Below are 26,039 nucleotides of genomic sequence, written 5' to 3'. Positions count from 1 at the left end.
TGCATATGCCTAATTAGCCTGCTGGATTATATGAGACATTGCACCTGCGTCCCCGCCCTGATCCTGTTCCTCCTGACCCTGGTCACCACCGCCTGTGACAACACCGACCCGAACGACTACCTCCCGGCCAACCGGATCAGCGGCGAAGCGATGGGCAGCTATTACCGCATCATCTACCTCGGTGAACGGGTGGACGGCCTGCAAGAAAGCGTCGACAGCCTGTTGGAAGCCTATAACCAGGAATTGTCGCCCTGGGTGGAGGGGAGTACCATCTCACGCTTCAACCGCAGCGACACCGGTATCAGTCTGGCGGGTACCCTGCACTTCCTGCCCAATTTGGAACTGGCCGCGGAAGTGGTGCGTGCCACCAATGGCGCTTACGACCCAACCGTGGCTCCCTTGGTGGAATTCTGGGGCTTCGGTACCGGGGAAAAGCGCAGCACTTCGGCCATCGACACCGCTGCCCTTAACGCCGTGCGGGAACTCGTTGGCTTTGAAAGGATCTCGTACGACAGCGGCTTTCTGCGCAAGGATTTGCCCGGCGTGGCCCTGGACCTCAACGCCAGCGCCAAGGGGTATGGCGTGGATCTGATCAGTCGGCTGCTCGTGGATCGCGGTAGGCCCAATCACCTGGTCGATATCGGCGGAGAGATGCGCGGCGGGGGCACCAAGAACGGCCGCCCCTGGACCGTAGCCATCCGGCTGCCGGAAGAGGGCGCGCAGGAAGTTGCGGCCGCCGGCACCCTCCCGCTGTCAGACGGTCGGGCCATCGCTACCAGCGGCAACTATTTGAATTTCTACGAGGTAGACGGCGAAACCTACAGCCATACCATCAACCCGCGTACCGGCTACGTCGAGCGCAACCGGCTGCTCAGCGCCAGTATTCTGGCGGACGATTGCGCCACGGCCGACGCCTACGCCACGGCCTGTATGGTCCTGGGGCCGGATGAGGCGGTGCGGCTGATCGAGGGGCACTCGGAACTGGACGGGTATTTTCTCGTGCGGGGCGCGAATGATTCGCTGGAAGTACGGGCCACCGCAGGGCTGCGAAAAAAGCTGGAAGAGGGGTAGGAGAGCGACGGCCCTGCCGCATGGCTGGTAAGAGAGAAAAGGCACGCCTCCGAAACCGGAGGCGTGCCTTTATTTGAGCGGTGCCCGGAGGCGGCTCTATACTCTGACGGACCAGCCGTGGGGGTCTTCCACCTTGCCGGCGCGCAGGCCGTCGATGTGGCGCTTGAGCATGGGCCCGATCTTGCGGCCCTCAACGGGGGGCAGGGTCATGAGCTTGTCCTTGTACTGCAGTTCCGACACGTGGCTGACCACGGCGGCCGTGCCGGCGCCGAAGATCTCTTGCAGTGTGCCGGCCTCGGAGGCGGCGACGACCTCATCGATCTCGATCACGCGCTCGGTAACGGGGATGCCCCGGTCTTTCAGGATCTGGATAAACATCTTGCGGGTGATGCCTTTTAGGATCGCGCCGTCGGTGGCGGGCGTGATGACCTCGCCGTCGATCACGAAGAAAATGTTCATGGTGCCTACCTCCTGGATCTGGGTGCGGTCGGGGCCGCCCATCCACACTACCTGGTCGAAACCGCGCTCCTGGGCCAGGTGGGCGGGCAGCAGGGAGCCGGCGTAGTTGCCGGCCGCCTTGGCTTCCCCGGTACCGCCGGGAACGGCGCGGACGTACTGCTGCTCCACCACGAGGCGCACCGGCTTGGCGTAGTACGGGCCCACGGGGGCGGTGAAGATGCAGAAGCGGTAGGATTCGCTGGGGCGCACGCCGATGAACTCATCGGTGGCGTACATGTAGGGCCGCAGGTAAAGGGCGCTGCCCTCGGTGGGTGGGATCCAGTCTTTGTCCAGGGCGACCAGTTGACTGATGGCCTCCACGAAGCGGTCTTCGGGGAACTCGGCCATCATCATCCGGCGGGCGCTGGCGTTGAGGCGCCGCGCGTGCTCGTCGGGGCGCAGCAGCAGGGGGGTGCCGTCTTCGTGCAGGCTCGCTTTCATGCCCTCAAAGACCGCCTGACCGTAGTGCAGGACCATGCTCGCCGGGTGCATCGTGAAGTGACCGAAGGGGATGATGCGGTCGTCGGTCCACTCGCCGTCGCGGTAGTCGCTGACGAACATGTGGTCGCTGAAGATCTTGCCAAAGGGCAGGTTATTAAAATCGACGGTATCGAGGCGCGACTGTTGTACGCGCTCTACCCGGATGGTACTGGTTGTGGTGGTCATTGGGGCAAAATTTGCTGTAAAGGTAAGACAAGCAGAAATGTACGCCCTACTTTTGGCCCATGCTACCCTTCACCCTGGTTTCGCAGCCCGACCACGCCGAAGCGCTCGCCAAATTGGGCCCCGGGCGCGACCTTTCCCTCCTCGTACTCTACTTCGGTGAACTTTCCCTGCGGGCCTTTCTGCAGCGTATCCTGGCTGCGGCCGGCTACGAAAATCCCGGCACCGAACTGCACCTGCTGGAATGGCCCGCCGACCGCCCCCTCGACCTGGCCGGATTGTGCCGCAACCTGGGCGTCTCGAAGGTGCTGCTCTTTGGTTACGACCCGGCGCGGCTGGGATTGCACTTTGAGGTGGCTAATTACTATTCCGTTACCGTGGGCGGCGTGACTTACCTGCAGGCCGACAGCCTGGAATTTATCGAGCAGACGAAAGCGGCGGGCGACAACCGGGCGGCGGCGGCACTCTGGACGGCGGTCAAGGATGGCTTCGCCCGCACGAACGATTAGATCAGTCCGCCGAGCCGTAGATCAAACGGGGGGAACGGTAGAAAGGTCCGGGAAAAACAATCGCCGGCCAGTATTTTCCCCGGCAAATCCACGGTAGTTATGACAAAAGGAAATATCGACGTCGCTTTACTTATCCTCCGCCTCTGGTTCGGACTCGAGATGGCTTTCGGCCACGGACTCGGCAAGATGATGAAGATCATCAACGGTGACTTTCAGTTCCTCGACCCACTTGGACTGGGACCGAGCCTCAGTCTGGTGCTGGCCGGCAGCGCGGAATTTATCGGCGGCATCCTCATTGCCATCGGCTTCTTTACCCGACTGGCCACCATTCCCTACATCATTACCATGCTCGTAGCGGCCTTCCTGGTACACTACGCCGGCGGAGACCCCTGGGGGCGGGTCGCCAACCCCCTCAATTACGCTGTTGCCGCCACCGCGATCCTGATTGCGGGGCCGGGCCGGTATTCGCTGGACCATAAATTGTTCGTCGACAAGATCCGGTAAGCGCCGCTTACCGGAATAATCAGTCATGAGCCGGACGACGCGAGATAGCTTTGTCCGGCTCAAGGCTGTACCTACCGTCCGAAGGCGTAGGTTCCGTCCACGGCGGTGCGGATGTACTTCCCCCAGGTCAGGTTGTCGCGCCCTTCCTGCTGCTGCTGGGCGCGCTCGATGGCGTAGCTCGCCGCGGTCTCGATGACCCATTCGAAGTTCTCCTCGCCCACGCTGAACTTGTCGGCGTCGGGGGCCGGATTGCAGAAGTCGATGGCGTAGGGGATGCCGTCGCGCACGGCGAACTCGACCGTGTTGAAGTCGTAGCCCAGCCAGTCGTTGAGTTTGAGGACGTAGTCGTGAATCGTGTTCAGCAGTTCCTGGCTAACGTCGTGCTTGACCTTGTAGCGGTCGAGAAATTCGTTGCGGGGCTCGTAGTGCATGATCTTCACGTGCTTGCGACCAATGCAGTAGCAGCGGAAATAGCTGGTGAAGTCGATGGCCTCCTGCAGCATCATCACGAGTTGACCGGTTTCTTTGTGGGCCTTCCAAAGTTGCTCGGCGTTGTCCAGTTTGTAGACGCTCTTCCAGCCACCTCCGGCGTGGGGTTTCATGAAGGCTGGCCAGCCGATGTAATTGAAGATGCTTTGCCAGTCCAGGGGGTAAGCCATGTTGGTGAAGCTTTCGTCGGTGGTATCGTCCGGGTGATCGTTGCTGGGCAGCAGTACGGTCTTCGGTACGGGTACGCCGGCGGGTCCCACGGCCACGACGTTGTTGAAAAACTTCTCATCGGCACTCCACCAAAAGGGGTTGTTGATCACGGCGGTGCCGGTGGCGGCGGCATTCTTGAGCATGGCGCGGTAGAAGGGGACGTCCTGGCTGATGCGGTCGATGATCACGGCGTAGCCGGGGTTAAGGCCCTGTCCTACCTTGTCGATCTTCACCGGCTCGGCGGTGATGCCGTCCACGTTCTTGTCGTTGATCCGCTGGATGACCGCGGGGGGAAAGGAGCGTTCGCGCCCGTAAAGAATACCGATCTTTTTCATAGAGTGTTTTGATTGTGTTAAGCCATAAACCGGCGCTACCGCAAATGTTTACCAGGTCGGGGCCGCGGGTGCCAGGCTTTTGCCCGGGGCCGGGCGGTGTGGCAGGCGATCACGCGGAACCTTCGTGCCGGGTGTGTACACCATACAATTTCGAGAGCAAGGAAGTCCGATCGCCCGGCAACGGATCGTCGTTCAGCGGAGCAATTAACGCGGTCGGAAAATTACCGGGAAGCGGTAACTGTGGGCGTGTTCTTCCAGGCCGGAGGGATTGGCCCGCTCGAAGACCAGGTAGCCCCGCTCATCGTCGGGAGCTTCGAATTCGAGGCTCCCGGTAAAGGGCACCCAGTCGGTCGTCATCCAGTCGCTTTGGGCGGTGGCGAGGCCAGTCGCCAGGAGCCTCCCATCCGCCCCTTCCAGGTGTACCGGAAAATCGGCCTCAAAGTAGTACGATCCGCGGGCCTCGCCGCTGAATTGCAAGGGAGAACGCACCTCAATATTCGGATCGGGGGCCGTTACCCGGATCATAGCCTCAACGGGTTCCCGGGCAGCCTCGGTGAGCGAGAGCGAGGCCAGCAGGGCGTTGATTGTATTGCGGGAAGCGGCGTTGACGGTACCCGTGCGGCTCACTACGTCGCCGCCCAGCGGGTCACAACCGCGCGTGGATTTGGTGGCACCGTCGGCACCCCGGCAGTTCACGGTAAGGCCGTCGGTCCGGTACTGGGCAAACACGAAGCCGCCTTCACCCCAGCCGGCGGGCCGGGCAGCCGGGAAAAGCAAGTACCCCCAAGGAGAGCCGTCGGCCAGTTGGAATACCGTGGACCGCTCTTCGTTGACCGCAAATCCGGTTTCCGGCAGCGCCCCTTCGGCCTCGCCCCAAGTGATTGATCGCCCCGCCGGCGGTTCCGTTCCGAGGCCACCGGGCCAGACGGTGAGGTAGGGCAGGTCGCCCGCACCGTGAATGTCCAGGGGGAGATTGAGTCCGCCGGAGCGGTCCAGGGGAAATACGCTCACGACCACCCCCGAGGGGGCCCGGGTATTTTCGACGGCGGTCCAGTCTTCGGGAAGTTGAAGTGAAAGTCCGTAATCCGGGTTAGCGTACCCCTTGCGGGCGGTTTCGGAATCGGGGTTCGCGTTATCAGTGCAGCCGGCGGCCAGGAATACCGCGGACCAGAAAAACAGGAGTCGTAGCGTCATGGATTAAAAATCATCGTCCCCGCCGCCGCCACCGCCACCGCGGCGTCCGCCTTCCCGCTGCTGTCCGAGCTGGTTGAGGCTGTACTGGAAGCCGATGTAAACGATCCGGCTTTCGCGCTGGAACTCACTTTCGGTAATCAGCCCCCCGGTTTCCGTGATGAAGCGGTAGCGGCGGGTATTGAACACGTCGGTCGCCCGCAGCGTGACGGCCCCTTTGCCGTCGAGGATGTCCTTGCGAAAGCCGACGTCAAGGCTTTGGATGGCCTGGATGCGGCCCTGCGGACGGACGCCCGGGCTGCGGTAAAAATAGGTAAACTGCCCCTTCACGTCCCAGGGAAGCTCGTAACTGCCCTGTACGTTGCCACTGAAGAGGTAGCCGTTCTGGTCGATGCTCTCGTCCTGGTTGTTGCCGATGATCTCCGAGCGGTATCCGGTGGCGCTGAACGTGAGATCCAGTTTCTCGGTCGGGCGGTAGGTGGTGATCACCTCCACGCCGTAATCGCGGCCCCGGTCAAGGTTGTCGCGGGTACTCAGGCTCACACCACCCGGCAGTACACGGGTGATGCGGCTGATGATGTCGCTGCGCTGCCGGAAGTACACGCCGCCGGTGAAGGTGCCCTTGCCGTACTGCTGCTGCAGGTTCAACTCAAAGCTGTTGATGCGCTCCGGCAGGAGAAAAGGATTACCCGCGCGGAGGTTGAAGGGATCGCCCCGGTCCACGAAGGGGTTGAGGGCCCAGGCCCGCGGCCGTTCCACCCGCCGGCTGTAGCTGGCCTGCAGGGTGGTGGATTCCGTAAAGGCGTAGCCGGCGAAAATGCTGGGGTAGACGCTGAAGTAGTCGTTCTCGAAGGTCTCGGCATTCGGCTCCAGCAGGCGGCTGGTCGTGTAGGCCTGTTCGGCGCGCAGTCCGAGGTTGAAGGTGATGTTGTCCACCTTGCCTCCAAAACTGGCATAGAGCGCGTGAATGTCCTCTTCGTAGCGGAAAAGGTTGCTGAGGCTGTCCACCTTCTCAAAGTCACCCAAGCCGAAGGTCTGGAACTCAGCATCCTCCTCCAGCCGCTCCAGGGTAGAGCGCCACCCGATGGTGAACTTGAAGTCGCCCATGGTCTGCTCGTAGTCGAGCTGTCCCAGCCAGCGGCTGCGGCCCTCCAGGGTGGGGGAGCGTTGCCGGTTGGTGCCCAGGGGGGCTTCGAAGGCATCGACGATAATCTCGTCGTAGTTCTCGATCTCGCTTTCGTCGTTGTTGCTGTACTGCAACTGGCCGGTCAGCTGGCGGCCTTCCTGCTTGAAGGTCTGGCTGTAGGAGGCCTGGATCTCGTAATCGCTCTCGTCGTTCGGCTCCGTTTCGGTGCGGATGCTGGTGCGTTCGAGTTCGCCTTCGCTGTTGAAGAACTGCGTGGTGCGCAGGTTACTATTGTCGCCCTGCTCCAGCTGGTAGTTGCCCTGGATGCCGAGGAGTCCGCGCTGACCGACACTGTACTCGGTGCCGAGCTTGAACATCTGGGACTCCCGCAGGCGGTCGCCCTCGAAGGTGAAGTAGCGGCTGAAGAGGCTGTCGCCCAGGGTGCCCGACTGGTCGCGGTACCCCCGGAAGAAGCGTTCGTCGTAGCGGCCGCTGATGCCGGCGAAGGAGTTGAACTTGCCCTTGCGCCAGTTGAGGTCGAGGTTGCCGTCGAATTTGTTGCCGGTGCCGGCGTTGAGGTTGACCGTGGCGTTGAAGCCGTCGTCCTGCTTTTTCTTCAGCACGATGTTGATGATGCCGGCCGTTCCCTCGGGATCGAAGGCGGCGCCCGGATTGGTGATCACCTCCACCCGCTCGATGCTGGAGGAGCTGAGCGACTTGAGGTAGGTGGCCGGGTCGGTGCCGACCAGTCCGCTCGGCTTGCCGTTTATCAGGAAGCGCACGCCGCCACTGCCGCGCAGGCTCACGTTGCCCTCGAGGTCGACCGTGATGCCGGGGATCTGCCGCAGCAGGTCTTCGGCCGAGCCGCCGCTGGAGGCCACGCTCTTTTCTACATTAAAGGACTTGCGGTCGAGGCCCAGCTCCATAATGGCGCGTTCGGCGGTCACGACCACCTCGTCGAGGTCGGTGGCCCCGCCGACGCTCAGGTCGATCTGACCTACCTCGATGAAGCGCTCGGAATTGTTGAGCTCAAGCATCATCTCTTCTTCCTCGTAGCCGATGAAGGTTACCTCAAGGCGATAGTCGCCGTAGGGCAGGTTTTTCAGGGTGAACTTTCCGTCGATGTCGCTCGTGGTTCCGGAAACCATCTCTCCGCTTTCGACGCGGTATACGGCAATGTTGGCGAAGCCCACGGGTTCATCGCTTTCCGCGTCGTAGAGCATGCCCCCCACGCCGCCCGTATTAGGGGCCAGGGGCGGGGCGGCACCGTCGGTTTGGGCGCGGACGCAGGTGCAAAGTAAAAGCAGTAAAAAGGTATAAAGCGGTTTCATGGGGTTGGGGTCAGGGGGGATTCGTTTGTTCTAACGGGATCCCGGAAATACCGTTCAGGAAAAGGGTAGAGGCAGCCGCCTGGATCGTCGAGTAAAGCACCCGGATTATAGATTGTGGCCGATTATATCCTTGAATTGACGGGGATTGGTCCCATTTTCCCCGGGAAATGGTCTATCCCCGCCCCGCCGCGAACCCGGCAGATGGGCGGCGGTTATGCCACTATGCCATCTCCCGCCTCACCCGTTATTACCTCACTGCTAAGGGAGCCATCGGCCGCCCTGGCCGGAACGGACGTGCGCCTCACGCTGCCGCTCACCCGCTCCCTGCTGAACGAAATCCTGGCCGCTCGGCCTCCCGACACGCCGGTCAAGCAACTGCTCATCGACCCCGAGAGCGGCAACCGATTCCGGGTCCACCTCACGGCCCACGCGCCACTGGTGGGGTCGGTGACCCGGCGCATCACCTTTGCCACCTGTGGCCCGGTAGCCTTTCCGGACCAACCCTGGTTGCGGTTTGACATCGTGGACGGACTCGGATTTCTGGACCGCTCGCTCATCAGCCTGCTGCAGGGTCAAATTGAATCGCGGCTACCGCGCGGCGTCGAACTGACCAGCCACTATCTCCGACTGCACGTCCCGGCCCTACTGAACCACCTGGGCTACCAACAACTGGCGCCGCTGCTGCATAACCTCGAGGTGCACAGCGAAGCGAACCGACTGATCCTGCACCTCCACCTCAAAACCGACTAACCCAATGCACCCCGTACTTCAACACCTCATCGACAACGACTTCAGCGACCTCACCGGAACCCGGGTAGAGGGGCAAATCGCCCTTTCGGATGACCTCATCAATCTCGGCCTGCACGAATTGCTGTCACAGTTTATAGCACCCGCGCCCGCGCCCCAGGAAGCCACATCGGTGCCCACGACCGGCACCGGGGCTACGCCTTCCACGCCCGATCCCAGGGCGTTGCTGCGCAAGCTGGACGTCGAAAAACTGCATTATCGCACGGAAGCCGGGCGAACCATAGTGGAAATAGCTTGCGCGGTCCAGAAGTAGTCCTTACCTTTGCGCTCCAATTCAAAAAATAGTAACGCTTAATGCTAATTATCAATGTACGTGAGGGCGAAAACATCGACCGCGCCCTGAAGCGCTACAAGCGCAAATCTATCAACACCCGCGTGATCCGTGAGCTGCGCAACCGTCGTGAGTTCACCAAGCCTAGCGTTAAGCGCCGGAAGGAAAAACTGAAGGCGGAGTACCGCCTCGAGAAGTACGGCGACCAGTAAGGTCCCGCGCCAGTAGGAAGCCCGTCTTCCTGACCTGCGAACGGCTTTCGGAGAACCTGCTCCGGAAGCCGTTTGTCTGTTTGTACCCAAACCATCTTTCTCCGCCGCCGTTACCCCCGCATGACCGCCAACCGCCAACAAGACCTGCGCCTGCGCACCGAAAGCCTGCTGGATGCCCTCACGGCCGGCCTCTACGAACGGGACCGCGCCATGGGCCTTTCCCTGCTGACCGCCGTGGCCGGCGAAAGCATCTTTCTGCTCGGCCCTCCGGGGGTCGGGAAGAGCCTCATCGCCCGGCGCCTAAAGTACGCCTTCCGCGACGGGGTGAGTTTCGAGTACCTGATGTCGAAGTTTTCTACGCCGGATGAGGTGTTCGGACCGATTTCCATCAAGAAGCTGCGCGACGAGGACAAGTACGAACGGCTCACCGATCGCTACTTGCCGGGGGCGAATATTGTCTTCCTCGACGAGATATGGAAGGCGGGGCCGGCCATCCAGAACGCCCTGCTGACCATCCTGAACGAGAAGATCTACCGCAACGGCGACGAGGACATGAAGGTCAATATCCGCGGGATCATCACGGCCAGCAATGAACTGCCGCCGCGGAACGCCAACCTGGCGCCGATCTGGGACCGCTTCCTGGTCCGGTTGGAGCTGGGCAAGATCAGCGAGTACCGCAACTTCGTCAAGATGGTGGTGGATACCCAGGACGTGTACGAGGACAACGTGCCCGCCGAAACCAAGCTCTCCGAAGAGGAACTCGACGACTGGTCGGTGCGCATCGACGCCGTGGAGGTACCCGCCGAAGTGCTCAATACCCTCCAACTCCTCCTATACAAGATCGAGCAATACAATGCCCGGCCCAACCACGCCGCCAACCCGATCATGATCTACGACCGGCGCTGGAAGAAGGCCGTGCGGCTGTTGCGCACCTCCGCATTCCTGCACGGCCGCACGCGGGTGAACCTGATGGACTGCTTCCTGCTGGAGCACTGCCTGTGGAACGGCCCCGAGCAGCGAGAGACGATCCGGGAGATGATCGTCGACGCCGTGCGCAAGCACGGTTACTCTGTGGCCGTCAACCTGGGTAACCTGAAAAAGGAGATCCGCGAATTCGAAACGGACGTCCGCGAAGAAACTCGCATCACCCTCACAAAGGAGGAGGAGCAGCTGCTGCCGGTGCAGGAGAGCTACTACGAGCTGGAGAAGGACTTGAGTCAGTTCCGCGGCGTGCTGGTGGCTATCGACCAGTTCCGCGGACTCAGCGATACGGAATTCCGCAGCGTCAACTTCTACGACGAGGACCTCAACCTGGTCAACCGCATCCGCGGCCGCAAGGGGCCCCGGGAGAACACGGTGGAGGTCAACTTCAACGGGACGGACACCGTGTTCCGCCTCAAAACGCGTCTGGCGGAGCGGCAGGAGGTGATCCGAAAAAAGCCCCACCGCATCCTGCGCGAATTCTGGGACGAGCGTGCTGATCGGCTGCGCACCTATATGGAACAACAGCAGGTGGCAGTCGCGGAGCAGGGGCCAGAGGAATTGGAGGGCATTGCGGACCACCTTTTTGTGGACTCTGCCTTCGCAGAAGTGGTGACCGCCAACCTGGAAGAAGTGCGCGAGGCCTTGTCCGGACTCCAGTTACGGCTGGAGAAGTTGCAGTTTGAGTACGGGGGGGAGTAGATTTATGGGGTGGCAGACGTCGGACGTATGACAGGATGTCATACGTCCGACGTCTGCCAGTTAGGCGTAGAATTTGCCCATTTTGGTCCGTTTTCCTTAGCCGCCCTTACTCGCCAACTCAGGAATTTTTCCGACTTACATGCAAATGCTGCGTGATTGCTGGCTTTGTCGTTTTGGCAGACGTCCGACGTCTGCCAAAATGACAAAGCCCAAAACAGGACATCACCGGACACCACAAAGGCTGATCCGCCTTACCTTCCCCACCCATGACCGTCGGCCTCTTCATTCCCTGCTATATCGACCAATTTTATCCCCGGGCGGGCGTGGCCACCCTGCAACTGCTGGAAAAGGTTGGGTGCACGGTGATCTATCCCAGACAACAAACCTGCTGCGGACAACCCCTGGCCAACAGCGGGATGGAGCAGGAAGCCCGGCCCATTTACGAGCACTTCATAGATACTTTTCAGTCGTTCGATTACATCGTCTGTCCTTCCGGCAGCTGTGTATACCATGTCAATCACCACTACGACGTGCTGGCGGATTCCGAGGCCGTAACCTCCGTGCGCGAACGTACCTTCGAATTAGCGGACTTCCTGGTGAACGTGATCGGATTGCAGGAACTACCCGGCGCCCGGTTTGCTGCGCGGGTGGGCATCCACAACAGCTGCCACGGCCTGAGGGGTCTACGACTGGGGGAGAGCTCCGAGCGCGTGGGACCGGCCTTCAGCTACTACCGCTACTTGCTGAATATGGTCCAGGGGGTAGAACTTATTCCCCTGGACCGGATCGATGAATGCTGCGGCTTCGGCGGCACCTTCAGCGTCAACCAACCCGAACTGTCCGCCAAAATGGGCAAGGACCGAATTGCCGACCACCTCCGACACGGGGCGGAGGTCATCACAAGCGGCGACATGTCCTGTCTCATGCATTTGGAAGGGCTCATGCGGCGCGAAAAGGTACCCATGCGCGTCATGCACGTTGCGGAGATCCTGAACAGCACGCAGCCGGCTTAAGATTCGGACAGGCTGCTCGGGAAGCACCGCCGTGGCCAAAAGGACCTGGTTAAGTTTCCGTCCGCGCGGGTGGTACCATCTTTATGACGACCCCCAGATTGTACCGGGTGCTCTGCCCGATGAATTCTCCCCCCGTCACGTATGCGCCACCGGCCACCAGGCCCGCCCAACTGACCACTGGCACGTATACGGTACCGCCCAGGCGACGCCAGCTGCTGCCGGAACCGGCCGTAGCGGTCTGCACCGCCGTCCCGGGTTCGAGCGCCGTGACAAACTCCATCCACCCCTCCAGATAGAAGTAACGGGCCCCGTAGCCGGTCCGCAACAACACCGGCCAGGTCGACCGGCTCTCAGGAGCGAATTGAAAATCTACTCCCGACTGGGCGTGCAGGAAAAAGCCACTGTCGAATTGATACTGATACACCAGCCGACCGTGAAAAACACTCGCCCGCTGCCCCAGGGCGGCCACGCCCGTCGTCTCGTAATTGCCCACCGGAAAACTGAGGCCTACGGCCGTAAAGAAACGGTGCGCGCCCTTCGTACTTCGCTGGTCAAGGTTCATGTACTTGATGTACACGGAGGCGTCTTGCAGACTGCCCGCCCGATCGTTGGTCTTCAGGTAGGGTAGGGTAGCTACCAGGGCCGTCTGCTCGTTCAGGCCGGCCTCCAGGAACAGACTGTACCCGGTAGTGGTTACCTGCCGGGCCTCGGGTGTGCCGCCCGCTCCGAAGTAGGTATCGTATCGCTCGACGCTGTAGGCGGGGGCAATCGCCACTTCGCCGCGCGCCACGGGAAATCCACCAATCGGGCCCTGGGCCCTCAGGTCACTACCCAGTAGTAAAAGGAGTAATATTGCAGCCGCGCAGGCCCATTTTCCTGGGGTACGCGGGAAACCGACCGGGTCCGGGCCACCACTTAACACCCGTATCCCTTCTATCATATGGCTGTCCTATCTTTGGCCGCTTAATTATTTCTTCCTTGAGCGACAGTCTGGTAATTATCCCCACCTATAACGAACGCGAAAACATAACGCGCATGGTGGAGACGGTATTGGGGCTGTCACAACCCTTTCACCTGCTCATCGTGGACGACGGTTCTCCCGACGGTACCGCGGCGGTGGTCAAGGAGCTGCAGGAGCGTTACCCCACCCAGTTGCACCTACTCGAACGGGCCGGCAAGCTTGGACTGGGTACCGCTTACCTTGACGGCTTCCGCTGGGGACTGGCGCGGCCGGAAAACTACCGCTACTTTTTTGAGATGGACGCGGATTTCAGCCATACGCCCGCCGACCTCATTCGCCTGCGCGCCGCCTGTCATGAGGGCCCGGCGGACGTAGCCGTAGGCAGCCGCTACACCCGCGGCGGGAAGGTGAAGAACTGGCCCCTCGACCGCATCGTGTTGTCCTACGGCGCCAGCCTGTTTACCCGCGTGGTGACCGGGATGCCCGTGAAAGACCCTACCGCCGGTTTCATGTGCTACTCACGCCCCGTGCTGGAAAAGATGAACCTAGACGAGATCCGCTTCATCGGCTACGCCTTCCAGATCGAAATGAAGTACACGGCCCGGGAACTGGGCTTTCGCATTGTTGAAGTACCGATCGTTTTCACCGACCGTATCGCCGGCAACAGCAAAATGCACAAGTCCATCATCAAAGAAGCCGTCTTCGGCGTCCTTAGCCTGCGCTGGCGCTAGAGCGTCCGTCGTTTCAGCAGACATACCCAGTGTCCTTCTCCGGGGGGGACTAATTCGACCTCACCGTCACTGGCCTGCACCAGTTCACCGTAGTCTTCCAGGTCTCCTCCCTCGCGGGGGTTGTACCACTGCACGGTGTATTCCCCTTCCGTGTCGCTCAGATCCAGAGTGGCGGGCTCGCCAAAGGGTAGGTTCACCACGTAGACGCTCCCGGCCTGCGCGAAGCAAAACTCGTTGTCTTCGCGGGTCAGTTCATTGCGCGCTTCCATGTCCCAGAAGGGGAGGTGCCTTTCAAAAAATTGCCGGGCGTCGGCCGACCAGCGGTAGGCGCGGTCCCGACTGCGCCAGTCTTCCAGGTTGAGGTCGTTGTGCGGACTGCGCGCACCGAAGTACCATTCTACCCCGCCGCCGCCGGCCAGGAGGTTGCCCCAGAGCGTCAGGGCGCGCAGGCTGTCCTGGTTGTTCGGTACGGTATCGTCGGGGTCCAGTCCCCGCCACCACGGCCCCACCTCGTCCAAAGTCATGATCCAGGGTGCCCCGGCTTCGGCCGAAAGGCGCAGCCACTTACGGGTTACTTCGTTTGCGGAGTATGGGTCGCCGAGCTGCAGGGAAAGGCCGTCGAGGTGGTCGTTGCCCAGCAGGGGCTGGTAGATCTTTGCGAATGCTTCCTCACCCGGGTGGGTATGGAGCACTACGTAATGACGGAAGGGATCGTTCTCGGCGAACCAGGCCAGTACGTCGCGCTGCTGACGGGTATCCTGCCAGCTTTCCGACCAGTCGTTGGGGCCGTTTTCCTCGCCCAGGTTCCAGGTGACGGCCCGGTGGTGGCCGAAGCGGGCTACCAGCTCCCGGAAGTACAGCTGCCGCTCCGGACCCGTATCGCCACCGTCAAGCAGGGTTTCATTCTCGGTCTCGTTCAGCACGAAGTGGAGCATCATTCCCAGGCTGTCGGCGTGGTCAAACACGATTTCCCACTGGTCCAATTTGCTCACGTCAAAGCGGTAGCGCGCCTCGTGGTCGGTATAGGGCCACACGTCCTTGCCGTCCCCGTTTAAGTTGAGCGTGAGAAAGTACAGGCTGTTCACGCCCGCTGAGGCCAGGTAACTGATGCCGCCGATGATCCCTTTCCCCATTCCATTTTTCCAGGCGGGGTCGCGGGTGCCGTGGTCGTCAAGGTGGGCCGAGAAGCGGTGGAGCCCCTCCGTTTTGCTTTCCCCCTCGCGAAAGGTATTGCTGTGGCGGTAGGTGCCGTCGAAGTCCTCGTACCCAAGGAGGTTTTCCGGACTGTCGACGCCGGTTTTGATGAAGTAGTCGCCCGTCTCAGCCCACCGCAGGTAGCGGGGGTGGTCGCGGATCAGGCGACCGGTTTCTCCGGGTGGTGCCTCTCCCACGAAGAAGGCCCCCTCGTAACGCTCGACAATTTTTCCCTCCCCGACCGGCTGCAGGTAGATGCTGTCGCCGCTCACCAGTTGGCCTTCGTACGTCCATTCGCCGCTCCGGTCGGGCCGGAACCGCACCTGCCAGATGTTGCCGCGCTCGGCACTGGTTTCGGCGGCCTTGCCGTCGGCCGCGTAAAAGCCCGGTACCGTGATGCTGTAGTCGTCGTTGGTGAAGGTGACGTCGAGCCGGTAATGGACGAAGGGATTGACCGCAGCCGATTCTTCGCTTTCCGGTCCCGGAAATGACAGCGTAAGCTTTTCCCACTTGTCCAGGTCGGGATGGGTGTAGGTGAGGGCACTGCGACAGCCGGCAAACAAGACGGGCAGCAGCAAGAGCAAATAGGGTCGTGGCACGGCGGCGGTTTACGGTAAACTTACTTATTCGCGCCCATTCGTCGCGTCAAAATTACCGGCGCCCGTGGTTACGCCGGTCGGCGGACTCCGCCACGGGAGAAAGCTCGGGCCGCTGGTGGATATCCATCCAGCGGTGCATCTCCCACAGCATATGCAGGATGCTTTCCTCGGCTGCGTAGCCGTGGTCTTCGTAGGGCAGCAGACAGAGACGGGCGGTTTTGCCCAGGTTGTCCAGGGCGGTGAACATACGCTTGGATTGGACGGGGTAGGTGCCGCTGTTGCTGTCCTCCTCGCCGTGGATAAGCAGCAGCGGACTGTCGATCTTATCGGCGTGTACAAAGGGTGAAAGGCGGACGTAGGTCTCGGGCACCTGCCAGAACGTGCGCTCCTCCGCCTGGAATCCGAAGGGCGTGAGGGTACGGTTGAATGCGCCACTGCGGGCGATTCCTCCGGCGAAGAGATCGGTATGCGCGAGTAAGTGGGCGGTCATAAAGGCCCCGTAGCTGTGTCCGCCCACGTAGATGCGCCGGGGATCGGCCACCCCCGATTCAACTAACCTGCGCACCGCCGCCTCGGCATTCATCCTGACCTGCTCGATGAAGGTTTCGTTGGGCTCTTCTTCGCCCTCCCCGACGATGGGCATGGCGAAGTCGTCGAACACGGCGTAGCCCGCGGCCAGAAAGGGTAGGGGGGAGAGCGGACTGATACGCCGGAACTGGTGGGCACTGGTAAGCACCTGCCCGGCCTTGTCGGCGTCCTTATACTCCTGGGGGTAGGCCCACATCAGCACGGGCAGCGGAGCATCCCGGCCCGCCACGAAACCCTCTGGCGTGTGGAGCTCCCCACTCAATTGCACGCCATCGGCTCGCTCGTAGGTGAGCAGCTCGTAGTTGGTGTGCCGCAACTGGGGATAGGGGTGAGGAAAATCGGTGATGCGGACCTCCTCGTTACTTACCAGGTGGTGCAGGAAGAAGTTGGGTCGTTCGTTGGCCTGCTCCCGCGCCAGGAGGAAGAACTCCGGATCCTGGTCCAGGAAGAACAGGGGGCGCTCGAAATTGGGCGGGGTAGACTCCCAGAGGCGGGTCTTTTCGTGAGTGGTGAGGTTGAAAGCATCGATGAACGGCTGCGGCCCTTCGGGGCGGTGGCCGTTGCCGACCATTACCAGGGTATCACCGTTGTCGCGGGTCAACAGCACGCTGTGGTCACTGGGCAGCGAGATGGTCACTACGCTACCCGGGTCGTTGTAGTTGTCCTCCCAATTGTGGTCGAAGAGCACGTCCGGCGTGCGCGAGGGGTCGTCCGGGTACCAACGCCGCGTCACCTGCCGGCGGGATGCCCATTCCCAGTCGACCACGATGGCGAGGTCGCCGCGACACCACCGCAGGGCCCCAAAACGGAGGGGAAGTTTGATGCTTTTTTGCGGCGTCCCCGTGAACGGAGCCTCCAGAAAGTACAACTGCTCGCGGAACGGGGCCGCGCGCCGGGGATCACCGCCGTCGATGGCCTCCGTCCAGTACAATTGGGCGGGGTGGTCGCTGCGCCAGTTGAAGCGGCGCGGCTGGGTGATCACGGCACCGAAGGCCGGGGGGAGGTGCTCCACTACCGGGCGGCGGGTAAGCTCGCGTATGACGTTGCCTTCCCGGTCGAGCAACAGCACCCGGTCGGCAAACTTGTCGTAGGGAACGTTGAAACTGAAAGGCTCCACCACGTAGGTGATCAGGAAGTACTTGCCGTTGGGCGAATCGCCCAGGCCGGCGATGATCCCCGGCTCGGCCCAGGGGGTCTCGTGGCCGGTGTCGAGGCGGTGCAGGTACAGTTGGCTGCTGGCGTAGTAGCGGAACAGGGCCACGTCGTAGTCACTCTGCAGCAGATTGGTGTAGGTGCGGTTCGATCCTTCCTTGCCGGAGGAATCCTGGACGATAGGGCCAGTGACGTTTTCGGACATCGACGGCTTCTTCGCGCCCGGGATCCGCCGCTTGATGAGGAAGCGTTCGTTGCCGATGAAGTCGTAGGGTACCCCGCCCAGACTATTATTGATGTTGTTTTCCCCCACCGGATGACAGTGCAGTGATTGCCGGTCGCAGGTCCAGAGTTGCAGGCCGTCCTCGGTAGCCAGGCAAAACGCGATGCGGTTGCCGTCGGGCGACCAGGAAAAGTAGCGGAACATCCCTCCCTTGGGCAGGCCCTGGAAGGAACGTTCCTCGCCCGTGGATATGCGATGCAGGCGGGGGTGGTAGAAGCCCCGACTGCCGTGGGGCGAAAAGGTATTCGGATTGATCTGTCGCCCGGCCAGTTTTACCTTTGGCTCTTTCAATTCCTCCACGCTGGGGTACATCGGCCGGTCCGCAATGATGATGTAATCGCGGTCGGGCCCGAACAGCATAAGGGGATCCGGCTTTAGGTTGACCAGATCGGCGATGGCTTCGGGAGGGCGTTGGTAATTCATGGAGAAAAGGCTGAGCGCGTGGTGCAGGGCCACGAAATTCGGACTGGGGCAAGGAATTGAGCCGGTGTACGGGTTGCTTCGCGGAGGCGAAGTGAGGTACACACGCCTCGCCTCCGGTTACCCCGGATCAGCGGCGTCTGCCGGAGGGGGGCAGGACATCAATCTTCCTCATCGTAGCTGGCGTCCTGGGTGTCGATGACCATATTGGTGATCGTATAGTCGCTGAACTTTTCGAAGTGGTTGAGCGCCAGGTTGTCGGGCCAGTTGGAATCGTCCTCTACCCACTCGCTGAGCAGGTTTTCCAGGATGGGCATGAAGTTGTTCTCCAGCCATTCTTCGGCTTCCTCCATTTCGTCGAAATCCGGCAGGAGATAAACGGTGGTAAGGTCGGAGGTATCTTCAAAATCAATTTCCTCTTCGATGGTGGGGTCTTCACGGATGGCCCAGCGCAGAAGGGCCTCACTAGGCGTAACGATGAGGGCGTAGCGATTGATGTCGTAAAGTTCCATAGGCAGTTCTTATGTGTTAGGGTAAACGCGGGGTACCCCGGCATAAGTTTACCCCGATTTCAAGCGAGCCGAGGAAAGGAGGCGGGTACGGAAGCAACTTGTTGGTAGTCAGTAGGTCCGGGCTACTCCTTGCATTCGGGATTCACGCCCAGCACGTAGTTTTTCACCACGCCGATCCGTGGAGCGGCCTCGGCACCCGCGAATCCGCCGATGTCTTCGTCCCGCAATTTGGTGGCCGCGTAGTCCGTCAGTCGGGTCGCCAGGGGCAGATAACTCCAGTGCCAACGCTCCTCCTCATAACCGTTGGGTCGCTCGGCACCCTTGGCCGTGTAGGGCTGACAAAAGCCGAATTCCGCGCCGTGGGCCCTGAGCCAGTCGTAAACCTTTTTGCCCTCACCGGTCTGGAAGTATTCGTTGTTCAGGGCGTTCAGGTCGATATCCGTTCCCCAGTGGTGGCGACTCGTGCCCGGCATGCTGGAGTAGCGCAGGATGGCCTTGGCCCGATCGGCCGGGTCCGGGTACACTTCGTCCGCCTTCTCTTTTCCCTCCAGTAAGCGCTGGCCGTTCCATTTGGCCTCCCAGATTTGTTTCTGGCGTGCAAAATTCCGGGTAGCCGAGACGATCTTCAGGTTGACTCCGTGTTGACGGGCCGCAGCGTGCATGCGTTCGAAGGCGTCGTAGGTATCGCGGTGCAGCAGGTAGGGGTCACCGTCGGTATAGCGGTCGGCGACCTTGACGAAATCCGGGTGCTTTGCTGGATCGAATTGCCCGGTCAGGTAGGTATAGATGGGTATGCCCCCGATGCTGTCACTTTCCATGGGCGCGGTCGCGGGTGCCGGGTCCGGCACGTCGGTTGCCGGCGGGGCCGGTTCCGCGGCGCTGGCCGGTTGGGCCGGACTGCAACTCAGCAGGGAAATGGTAGCGAGGGTCAGCAAGAGATACTTCATCCCGCGAAAATACTCGTACTCACCCCGACCGGACAATATTTCAGACGTCGGACGTGTGCCATTTTGGCACACGTCCGACGTCTGACAGGATGGCGGGAATTCCCCCCCAGCTCCGGATGATAGTCGGCGAATATGGTGATGTAAATGACACTGGTAGGGAGAATGCGCACCTTTAACCCAAAATAATGGCCAAAAACTATGATCTGCAGCATGACACGTCCGACGTCTGTCAAAATGGCGTAGACCTCGCGTCAGTTTGTGTAATATTGTATTTCCCGGAGTATTACTGTCCCTCAGGTCTTGTTTTGGTTCCCCTTTGTCGAACAGTCAATGAGCTACATTGCCTGAGGGCCGGCTAAATAGACGTACTAATCAAGCCGAAAAGTAATTGATGGGAGATAGGCAGCAATCGTATCCGAAAGGCCAGCTCCCTCCACGTCGGACGTCTGTCAAATTGACAGACGTCCGACGTCTGCCAAAAATGCCAGGAAGCCCTACCGCGCCACAATCGCCGACAACTTCATGAGGAAGTAGACCTCAAATCCAGTATAAACCAGATAAAGCCAGAAAAAAGGAACGATGAACAGTTTACTTTCCGGCTCACCAAGCACCACGTAGCCCACCACCAACGCACCGCAGATGAACATTTTCATGACGGTGGAGGCCAGGAACACATTGCTGAACAGGAGCCTGTTCTCGGCACCCGCGCTCCGCCGCCCCAAAAAGAAGATGGCCAGGCAGAGCAGGATGAACACCACCAGGGTCGTGATCGTAAACGGCAGTGCGTACCCGATGGGCAGCAGCAAGTGACTCAACGCCACCCCGGCTACGGCCAATAGGGTGACGCCGGTCAGCAGGGTGAGGAAACGGGAGGTTAGCATGCCACAAAGGTACGACGCGGGCCAACTAGCGCGAAGGCTCCGGGCGAACGTGGCCCCGATCCGCAAATCGCCAACCCAGCAGAATACCGAGGCGCAGATCAAGCGACGAAAGATCGCCGATCACGTCCGTGTACACGGCATCATCAGGGTTGCCGCCGAAGGTGACGGCCCGGCCCAATCCGGCATTGAGTTCGAATAGAAAGCCGGAAGGGGCGATCCATTTGTGTCCGGACAAAATGCCAATGGCCGCCCGCATGGCCGAGATCTTTTGGTCCGACCAGATGTCGGTGCCCGTCACGTGTCCGATCTTGCCGTAGCCCCCCACGAAGAAGCGGTCAAAACCCGCCCGGGGCGCAAAGTAGTAGCGGTATTCCGGTATGAGGCGGTAGTTGCGGTAGCGGTAGTCGTCGTTGTCGGATTCAAAGTACTCCGCGCTGGCGTATGCGGCCCCGATAGAGACCGCCGACTGCGCGGCCAGGGGGAATTCCGCGGCAACGTTTACGGCACCCCCCAGGGCGGAGCCGACGTTGAGCTTGGCATCTACCTGCGCGCGCAGGCCTGGGAAAAGCATCAGGCAGCACAAAAGACACGATAGCTTTCTCATGGCTCGTGGTGGCTATTTGGGTGAGGAAATTGATTAAAATTATTCTCCGCACTAATGCGCCGCTGCCGGGGCGTCAACTTTATTTTGCGGGGTTTTGGGGGCTGATTCCCCGTCTATTTAAAGGGTGTCGGAATGCCCGGTTCCCCGATGTACCGATCCCCCGACAACTTCCCCTCCGTTACCTTCGCGCCATGCCCGAAGCCCTGCAACTGTCCGAAGATTTCAACTATGCCCTGGAGCGGATGGAGTCCGGAGCCCACCTGTTCATTACCGGCCGGGCCGGCACCGGGAAATCCACCCTGCTGCAAATCTTCAAGCGCAGCACCCGCAAGAACGTGGTCGTCCTGGCCCCCACGGGCGTAGCGGCACTGAACGTGGGCGGACAGACCATCCACTCCTTTTTCAACTTCCCGCCACGCCTCCTGCAGTCGAAGGACATCAAGCTCAACCGCCGCAACCACCGGCTTTTCATGAACCTCGAAACGCTGGTCATCGACGAGATCAGCATGGTGCGGGCCGACGTGATGGAGGCCATCGACTACGGACTGCGCCTCAACCGCGGCAGCGGAGAGCCCTTCGGTGGGGTGCAACTCATCCTGTTCGGCGATCTCTTCCAGTTGCCGCCCGTGGTCAGCAGCGACACCGAGCGGGAATTTTTCAGCCTGCGCTACGCGAGTCCGTACTTCTTCAGTGCCGACTGCCTCGAATACATCGACCTGGAAATGATCGAGTTGCGGCAGGTGTACCGGCAGGACAGCCGTCACTTTCTCCGTCTGTTGGAAAGCATCCGCAACGCTACCGTCGATCGCGACGAGCTCGAAGACCTGAACGCCCGCTACCTCCCCGATTTCTGCCCCGAGGAGGGTAGCAATTACCTTACCCTGGCGGCTCGCAACGCCACCGTCACGCGCATCAACGCCGACGCCCTGGCGGCATTGGATTCACCCGAGCATATCTATACCGCCGAAGTGAAGGGCAACTTTCCCGATCGGCTCTTTCCGGTCCCCCAGGTACTGCGCCTGAAAGCGGGGGCCCAGGTGATGACCCTGCGCAACGACACCGAGCGCCGCTTCGTCAACGGCACCATTGGCACGGTCAAGGAGTGCAAGCCCAAGTCGGTGGTCCTGGAGATAGTAGATAACGGCCGCCCCGCCGAGGTGGAGGTGGAGTACGACGAGTGGGACATCATACGCTACACTGCCGACGGACCCGACCTGCGCAAGATCGCCACCGAAACCCTGGGCACCTACCGGCAGTTGCCCGTGCGCCTGGCCTGGGCAGTCACCATCCACAAGGCGCAGGGCAAGACCTTCGACCGCATCATCGTCGACCTGGGGCGCTCCGGTGCCTTTGAGCACGGGCAGACCTACGTGGCCCTGAGCCGTTGCCGCACCCTCGACGGCATCGTACTGCGGCAGCCCCTCAGTTTGCGCGACGTGCTAGTGGATCCGGAAGTCGTACAGTTCTACGAGGGCATGCGGTAGGTGCCAAACTATCGCCAAATAAAGCTCTGCAGCCTAAGAAAGCGCAACACACGGTTAATTGTCTTGAGCATTTGGTATTGTATGCCATGCCGAACATGGCAATCAGGTTCCTCAGGAAAAATCCTAATGGTGCCGGATTGCACGGGGCGAGGACGGCTCCTTCGCCGTTTTTCTATCACCAGGATACTGTCGTAGAAGTGAAGCCCGTGCATCGTCTCCGTCAGTTCATTTGCACGCAAACTATTTTGTTGGCTGTGATAGGCATTCAGTGCATCTATCAAATTCTTGCTGAATTCAATAAAGGTACCTCGCCGTTGGTGGCCCCCGCCAAAGTGCATCCAGTAGCTGGTATGCAGGTCTTCACACAGATATACGCCATCGTTGGAAACGTGCCCGAAAAGTTCTTCAAAAGTGGTGATCTGCTGCCGCATCATGTGTCCCCCGTCGTCGATCAGGATATCAATGCGTGGAATGGTTTCTCGTACGGTCCGCAGGAAGGCACGGTCCGATTGTGACCCTATCAGAATCCGCACGTTGTCTTCTTCCAGGGCTTTGGTTCGTGGGTCGATGTCAATGCCGTAGATCTTGGCCCGCGGACCTAGATATTCCTGCCACATGCCCAGGCTACCTCCCTGGAAAACCCCTATTTCGACAAGTACCACTTCTTGACCCCTAAATCGTTGAAGGTGGCGATCATAGATCTCAAAATAGTGGTCCCATTTGTTGGTGACGCGTGAAGTGTTATTTGTAAAATACCGTTGTAAGTCGTTAGGACTATCCATGCGTCGCAAGGTACGGCGGCAAAGCGCCGGTGCCATGTCTCACCTCAGCTGCCAAGCCCAGTGGCACATGCCTCCCTTAACCCGAATGTACGGGCCGCTGCCACACCTTGCGCATTACCCCCCGCTCTCCGATGGGATCGTGCTGGGGCATCGGCAGGTCGTCGGGGGGGCGGTGCTCAGCGGCGTCGGTGATGAGGTCCCAGGAGCGGCCGCCGGGATAGGCCCCGAGGACGCGGTAGGAGGACTTGGTGTAGCAGGCGTGGCCGGTCCCGGCTGGGAGGAGCAGCACGTCGCCGGCGTTTACTTCCACCGGGTGGCCTTCCGGACCGCCGAGTTCCACCGTGCAGTGACCTTCGAGAATGACCAGGACCTCATGGGTATTGCTATGATAATGCGGGTAAGGGTAGATGCCGGCAATCCACTGGTTGCCCCAGCCCGCGGTGTGCAGGCGCTTTTTCACCTGATCGGTTAGGCGGCCTGAATCCGGGGCCGTAAACGCTTCGCGGTAGAGCACCACGGGCAGTGTGCTGTTGGGGATCCACTCCCAGGGCTCCAGGGAGATCAGGGTAGCCGGACCGTGTTGGGATATCTGGTGTGACACATGAATGGTTTGCGGGGCTCAGGCCTTACCAACAAAAGACGGGTGGGCCCGGGTTCGAAACTTGTTCCCGTTCGGTACGCGCAGACCAACGCTTGCACCAATTCGACCAACGGTAAACCCGCCGGCCGGGAAGTAGTGTTTCCTGGGTATGATTGTGCTACTCATTCTTTCCGTCCTGCTCGTCGCCATGCTGGTGTACCTTTTCAACCAGTGGACCCGTAACCGCATGCCGTCGCGCAAGCAGCGCGCCCGCGTCCTGCGGGAAGTCAAGCAGGAGATGGATACCTGGAGCGACCCGCTCGTCAAAATTAACCGGGAGGAACTGGACCTCTTCAGCCTTACCCAGGAGAAACAGATCCTGAAGCGCGGCACCGGCACCACGGCCAAGGGAACCTTTACCACAATCTTCCACGAGCCGGTCGTGAGCTACAGCTACCGGCGCTACCTGGGAAAGAAGGTAAACGAACTCCTTTACGCCCGCACGGCCGATCACGACTACGTCTACTGGACCGAAAATGGCAAAACGCGCCTCGAGATCGACGATCAGCCCGTCGGCACCATCACCGGCAGCACGCTGCTGGGCGAGCGCACGGGTAAGGAACTGGCGCGCATTGAAACCACCCCCCGCGAAAACTACCTGCCCGTGAGCGTCGGCAAACGTGAAGTGGCCGCCCTCACCACGCATTCTGGCGGTACCGACGACCCCCTGGGGCAACGCGCCTTTGAGTTCATCCCCGACGACCTCAACGACAAGGAAGAGCAGCTGCTGCTTTCCCTGGCGGTGCGCGAGTTGGTGGGTAGGGTAGTGAAGTAGCGGAGGGGGCCCTCATCATCCGATCTTCAAGGCTGCCCGGCGTGATTGCCCTTACCGCCGCCCACCGGTGCGCCCGGAACATTCACCCGCTGGGTAGGGTAGGTATCTGTAGGTTTGGTCGCAGGAAGATCCAAGCGGCGCGTGGGCGGTCCAGTCCACAAAGCGGCTCGCCGAAAACCAAAAAAGGGCCGTCGCCAATCTGGCGACGACCCCCGTGAATCTAAAATCAGCTCAGATTCTCTTCTACATATTGTTGATGATCTCGTCGCCGAACTCGCTGCACTTGAGCAGGGTGGCGCCGTCCATCTGACGTTCGAAGTCGTAGGTTACGCGCTTCTTGCTGATGGCGCCTTCGATCCCCTTGATGATGAGGTCGGCGGCTTCCGGCCAGCCCATGTAGCGGAACATCATCTCACCGGAAAGGATGACCGAACTGGGGTTGACCTTATCCTGGCCGGCGTACTTCGGAGCGGTACCGTGGGTAGCTTCGAAGATGGAAATGCCGGTGGTGTAGTTGATGTTGGCACCCGGGGCGATGCCGATGCCTCCGACCTGGGCGGCCAGGGCGTCGGAAATGTAGTCGCCGTTCAGGTTCAGGGTGGCGATGACGCTGTACTCCTTTGGGCGCAGGATGATCTGCTGCAGCATGGCGTCGGCGATGACGTCCTTGATGATGATTTCCTTGCCGTTGTCGGTCTTGAGTACGTGCCAGGGGCCACCGTCGAGGGGCTGGGCACCGAAATCCTTGGCGGCGGTTTCGTAACCCCAGTCGCGGAAGCTGCCTTCGGTGTACTTCATGATGTTGCCCTTGTGGACGAGGGTCACGCTGTCCTTGCCGTTGTCGATGGCGTACTGGATGGCGGCCTTGACCAGGCGGCGGGTGCCTTCGCGGCTGACCGGCTTAATGCCAATGCCGGCCGAATCCGGAAAGCGGACCTTGGCGTAGCGATCGGGGTAGGTTTCCTTAAGCCAGGTAAGGAACTTCTTGTTCTCCTCGGTACCCTCGGCAAATTCGATGCCGGCGTAGATATCCTCGGTGTTCTCCCGGAAGATGATCATGTCGACGTCCTGGGGGTTCTTGACGGGGCTGGGCACGCCGGTGAAGTACTGCACGGGGCGCACGCAGGCGTAAAGGTCCAGTTTCTGGCGCAGGGCAACGTTGAGGGAGCGGATGCCGCCGCCAACGGGCGTGGTGAGGGGTCCCTTGATGGAGACGAGGTACTCCTCGATGGCGTCGAGGGTGGCCTGGGGCAGCCACTCGCCGGTCTGGTCCATGGCCTTCTGTCCGGCCAGGACTTCTTTCCAGACGATGCTGCGCTCGCCGTTGTAGGCTTTTTCTACCGCGGCTTCGAGTACGCGGCTGGCGGCGGCCCAAATGTCAGGACCGATGCCGTCGCCTTCGATGAAGGGGAGAATGGGGTCGTTGGGGACGTTCAGTTTGCCGTTGGAGATGGTTATTTTGGATCCGCTCATGTAAGTGTTCTGATTTAGGGTAAAGGCTCTGAGCGAGCCGGCCGGCGAAAATAGGGAATTCTCGATGACTCTGCAGTAACTACCCGAATGGGTATGGGGT

General features: G+C 60.7%; 25 protein-coding genes. 11 read left to right on the top strand and 14 right to left on the bottom strand.

Going from position 1 to position 26,039, the window contains the following annotated elements; all coding sequences use genetic code 11:
* Nucleotides 1-30 precede the first annotated feature (30 nt).
* On the top strand, nucleotides 31-1,071 hold the full coding sequence (locus E4021_RS06430; protein ID WP_136457562.1) for an FAD:protein FMN transferase: 1,041 nt from the start codon (nucleotides 31-33) through the stop codon (nucleotides 1,069-1,071).
* Between the two features lie 96 nt (nucleotides 1,072-1,167).
* Here E4021_RS06430 and E4021_RS06425 read toward each other — a convergent pair whose 3' ends face one another.
* Nucleotides 1,168-2,235: a branched-chain amino acid aminotransferase gene (locus tag E4021_RS06425; protein ID WP_136457560.1), complete on the bottom strand. Its 1,068-nt coding sequence runs from the start codon at nucleotides 2,233-2,235 to the stop codon at nucleotides 1,168-1,170.
* A 59-nt stretch (nucleotides 2,236-2,294) separates the two neighbouring features.
* Between E4021_RS06425 and E4021_RS06420 the strand changes: the two genes are divergently transcribed.
* Together E4021_RS06420 and E4021_RS06415 are read left to right on the top strand one after the other, a co-directional pair.
* Complete coding sequence (locus E4021_RS06420) at nucleotides 2,295-2,741, top strand: hypothetical protein (protein ID WP_136457558.1); 447 nt, start codon at nucleotides 2,295-2,297, stop codon at nucleotides 2,739-2,741.
* A 99-nt stretch (nucleotides 2,742-2,840) separates the two neighbouring features.
* Nucleotides 2,841-3,245, top strand: coding sequence for a DoxX family protein (locus tag E4021_RS06415; protein WP_136457556.1), 405 nt, complete (start codon nucleotides 2,841-2,843; stop codon nucleotides 3,243-3,245).
* Nucleotides 3,246-3,316: 71 nt separating this feature from the next.
* Here the strand turns inward: E4021_RS06415 and E4021_RS06410 are convergent, their stop codons facing one another.
* The 3 genes from E4021_RS06410 to E4021_RS06400 form a co-directional block, all read right to left on the bottom strand.
* Nucleotides 3,317-4,279, bottom strand: a complete 963-nt coding sequence (locus tag E4021_RS06410; protein ID WP_136457554.1) for an ATP-grasp domain-containing protein — start codon at nucleotides 4,277-4,279, stop codon at nucleotides 3,317-3,319.
* A 204-nt stretch (nucleotides 4,280-4,483) separates the two neighbouring features.
* Nucleotides 4,484-5,473 carry a Gmad2 immunoglobulin-like domain-containing protein gene (locus tag E4021_RS06405; protein WP_136457552.1) on the bottom strand — a complete coding sequence of 330 codons (990 nt, stop codon included), beginning with the start codon at nucleotides 5,471-5,473 and terminating at the stop codon, nucleotides 4,484-4,486.
* 3 nt (nucleotides 5,474-5,476) lie between these two features.
* Nucleotides 5,477-7,927, bottom strand: a complete 2,451-nt coding sequence (locus E4021_RS06400; protein WP_136457550.1) for a TonB-dependent receptor domain-containing protein — start codon at nucleotides 7,925-7,927, stop codon at nucleotides 5,477-5,479.
* A 222-nt stretch (nucleotides 7,928-8,149) separates the two neighbouring features.
* Between E4021_RS06400 and E4021_RS06395 the strand changes: the two genes are divergently transcribed.
* The 5 genes from E4021_RS06395 to E4021_RS06375 all read left to right on the top strand — a co-directional run bounded on the left by E4021_RS06395 (nucleotide 8,150) and on the right by E4021_RS06375 (nucleotide 11,913).
* Nucleotides 8,150-8,677, top strand: coding sequence for a hypothetical protein (locus tag E4021_RS06395; RefSeq protein WP_136457548.1), 528 nt, complete (start codon nucleotides 8,150-8,152; stop codon nucleotides 8,675-8,677).
* A gap of 4 nt (nucleotides 8,678-8,681) precedes the next feature.
* Nucleotides 8,682-8,987, top strand: coding sequence for a hypothetical protein (locus tag E4021_RS06390; RefSeq protein ID WP_136457546.1), 306 nt, complete (start codon nucleotides 8,682-8,684; stop codon nucleotides 8,985-8,987).
* 41 nt (nucleotides 8,988-9,028) lie between these two features.
* Entirely contained in the window at nucleotides 9,029-9,217 is a 189-nt protein-coding gene (gene rpsU, locus E4021_RS06385) for a 30S ribosomal protein S21 (protein ID WP_099105555.1), read from the top strand.
* A 120-nt stretch (nucleotides 9,218-9,337) separates the two neighbouring features.
* Entirely contained in the window at nucleotides 9,338-10,900 is a 1,563-nt protein-coding gene (locus E4021_RS06380; RefSeq protein ID WP_136457544.1) for an AAA family ATPase, read from the top strand.
* A gap of 266 nt (nucleotides 10,901-11,166) precedes the next feature.
* On the top strand, nucleotides 11,167-11,913 hold the full coding sequence (locus tag E4021_RS06375; protein ID WP_136457542.1) for a (Fe-S)-binding protein: 747 nt from the start codon (nucleotides 11,167-11,169) through the stop codon (nucleotides 11,911-11,913).
* Nucleotides 11,914-11,962: 49 nt separating this feature from the next.
* Here E4021_RS06375 and E4021_RS06370 read toward each other — a convergent pair whose 3' ends face one another.
* Nucleotides 11,963-12,703 (bottom strand): transporter, encoded by a 741-nt coding sequence (locus E4021_RS06370; RefSeq protein ID WP_136457540.1) that lies wholly within the window; start codon nucleotides 12,701-12,703, stop codon nucleotides 11,963-11,965.
* Between the two features lie 188 nt (nucleotides 12,704-12,891).
* Between E4021_RS06370 and E4021_RS06365 the strand changes: the two genes are divergently transcribed.
* A complete protein-coding gene (locus tag E4021_RS06365; RefSeq protein WP_136457538.1) occupies nucleotides 12,892-13,605 on the top strand; it encodes a polyprenol monophosphomannose synthase in 714 nt (237 codons plus the stop codon).
* On the opposite strand, the gene E4021_RS06360 is transcribed toward E4021_RS06365, so the two are convergent.
* The 6 genes from E4021_RS06360 to E4021_RS06335 form a co-directional block, all read right to left on the bottom strand.
* Nucleotides 13,602-15,398, bottom strand: a complete 1,797-nt coding sequence (locus E4021_RS06360) for a DUF5060 domain-containing protein (RefSeq protein WP_136457536.1) — start codon at nucleotides 15,396-15,398, stop codon at nucleotides 13,602-13,604. The two genes, E4021_RS06365 and E4021_RS06360, sit on opposite strands and share 4 nt — an antisense overlap.
* A 52-nt stretch (nucleotides 15,399-15,450) precedes the next feature.
* Nucleotides 15,451-17,844 (bottom strand): S9 family peptidase, encoded by a 2,394-nt coding sequence (locus E4021_RS06355; RefSeq protein ID WP_136457534.1) that lies wholly within the window; start codon nucleotides 17,842-17,844, stop codon nucleotides 15,451-15,453.
* A 158-nt stretch (nucleotides 17,845-18,002) separates the two neighbouring features.
* The gene (locus E4021_RS06350) at nucleotides 18,003-18,353 is read right to left on the bottom strand and encodes a hypothetical protein (protein ID WP_136457532.1); all 351 of its coding nucleotides are present in this window, start codon (nucleotides 18,351-18,353) and stop codon (nucleotides 18,003-18,005) included.
* Between the two features lie 122 nt (nucleotides 18,354-18,475).
* Nucleotides 18,476-19,300, bottom strand: a complete 825-nt coding sequence (locus E4021_RS06345) for a M15 family metallopeptidase (protein WP_136457530.1) — start codon at nucleotides 19,298-19,300, stop codon at nucleotides 18,476-18,478.
* Between the two features lie 494 nt (nucleotides 19,301-19,794).
* A complete protein-coding gene (locus tag E4021_RS06340) occupies nucleotides 19,795-20,181 on the bottom strand; it encodes a hypothetical protein (RefSeq protein ID WP_136457528.1) in 387 nt (128 codons plus the stop codon).
* A 25-nt stretch (nucleotides 20,182-20,206) separates the two neighbouring features.
* Nucleotides 20,207-20,785, bottom strand: coding sequence for a DUF3575 domain-containing protein (locus E4021_RS06335; RefSeq protein WP_136457526.1), 579 nt, complete (start codon nucleotides 20,783-20,785; stop codon nucleotides 20,207-20,209).
* A 191-nt stretch (nucleotides 20,786-20,976) separates the two neighbouring features.
* On the opposite strand from E4021_RS06335, the gene E4021_RS06330 reads away from it, so the two are divergent.
* A complete protein-coding gene (locus E4021_RS06330) occupies nucleotides 20,977-22,269 on the top strand; it encodes an ATP-dependent DNA helicase (protein ID WP_136457524.1) in 1,293 nt (430 codons plus the stop codon).
* 8 nt (nucleotides 22,270-22,277) lie between these two features.
* Here E4021_RS06330 and E4021_RS06325 read toward each other — a convergent pair whose 3' ends face one another.
* Complete coding sequence (locus E4021_RS06325; protein WP_136457522.1) at nucleotides 22,278-23,051, bottom strand: class I SAM-dependent methyltransferase; 774 nt, start codon at nucleotides 23,049-23,051, stop codon at nucleotides 22,278-22,280.
* Nucleotides 23,052-23,127: 76 nt separating this feature from the next.
* Complete coding sequence (locus E4021_RS06320; protein ID WP_168797487.1) at nucleotides 23,128-23,652, bottom strand: cupin domain-containing protein; 525 nt, start codon at nucleotides 23,650-23,652, stop codon at nucleotides 23,128-23,130.
* A gap of 148 nt (nucleotides 23,653-23,800) precedes the next feature.
* On the opposite strand from E4021_RS06320, the gene E4021_RS06315 reads away from it, so the two are divergent.
* Entirely contained in the window at nucleotides 23,801-24,466 is a 666-nt protein-coding gene (locus tag E4021_RS06315; protein ID WP_168797486.1) for a hypothetical protein, read from the top strand.
* Between the two features lie 243 nt (nucleotides 24,467-24,709).
* Here E4021_RS06315 and icd read toward each other — a convergent pair whose 3' ends face one another.
* Nucleotides 24,710-25,939 carry an NADP-dependent isocitrate dehydrogenase gene (gene icd, locus E4021_RS06310; protein ID WP_136457516.1) on the bottom strand — a complete coding sequence of 410 codons (1,230 nt, stop codon included), beginning with the start codon at nucleotides 25,937-25,939 and terminating at the stop codon, nucleotides 24,710-24,712.
* Between the last annotated feature and the right edge of the window lie 100 nt (nucleotides 25,940-26,039).

The sequence above is a fragment of the Neolewinella litorea genome (genome assembly GCF_004803465.1).
Lineage (GTDB): Bacteria > Bacteroidota > Bacteroidia > Chitinophagales > Saprospiraceae > Neolewinella > Neolewinella litorea.
Note: the sequence above shows the minus strand (reverse complement) of the source record. Positions and strands in the feature narration are given on the sequence as shown.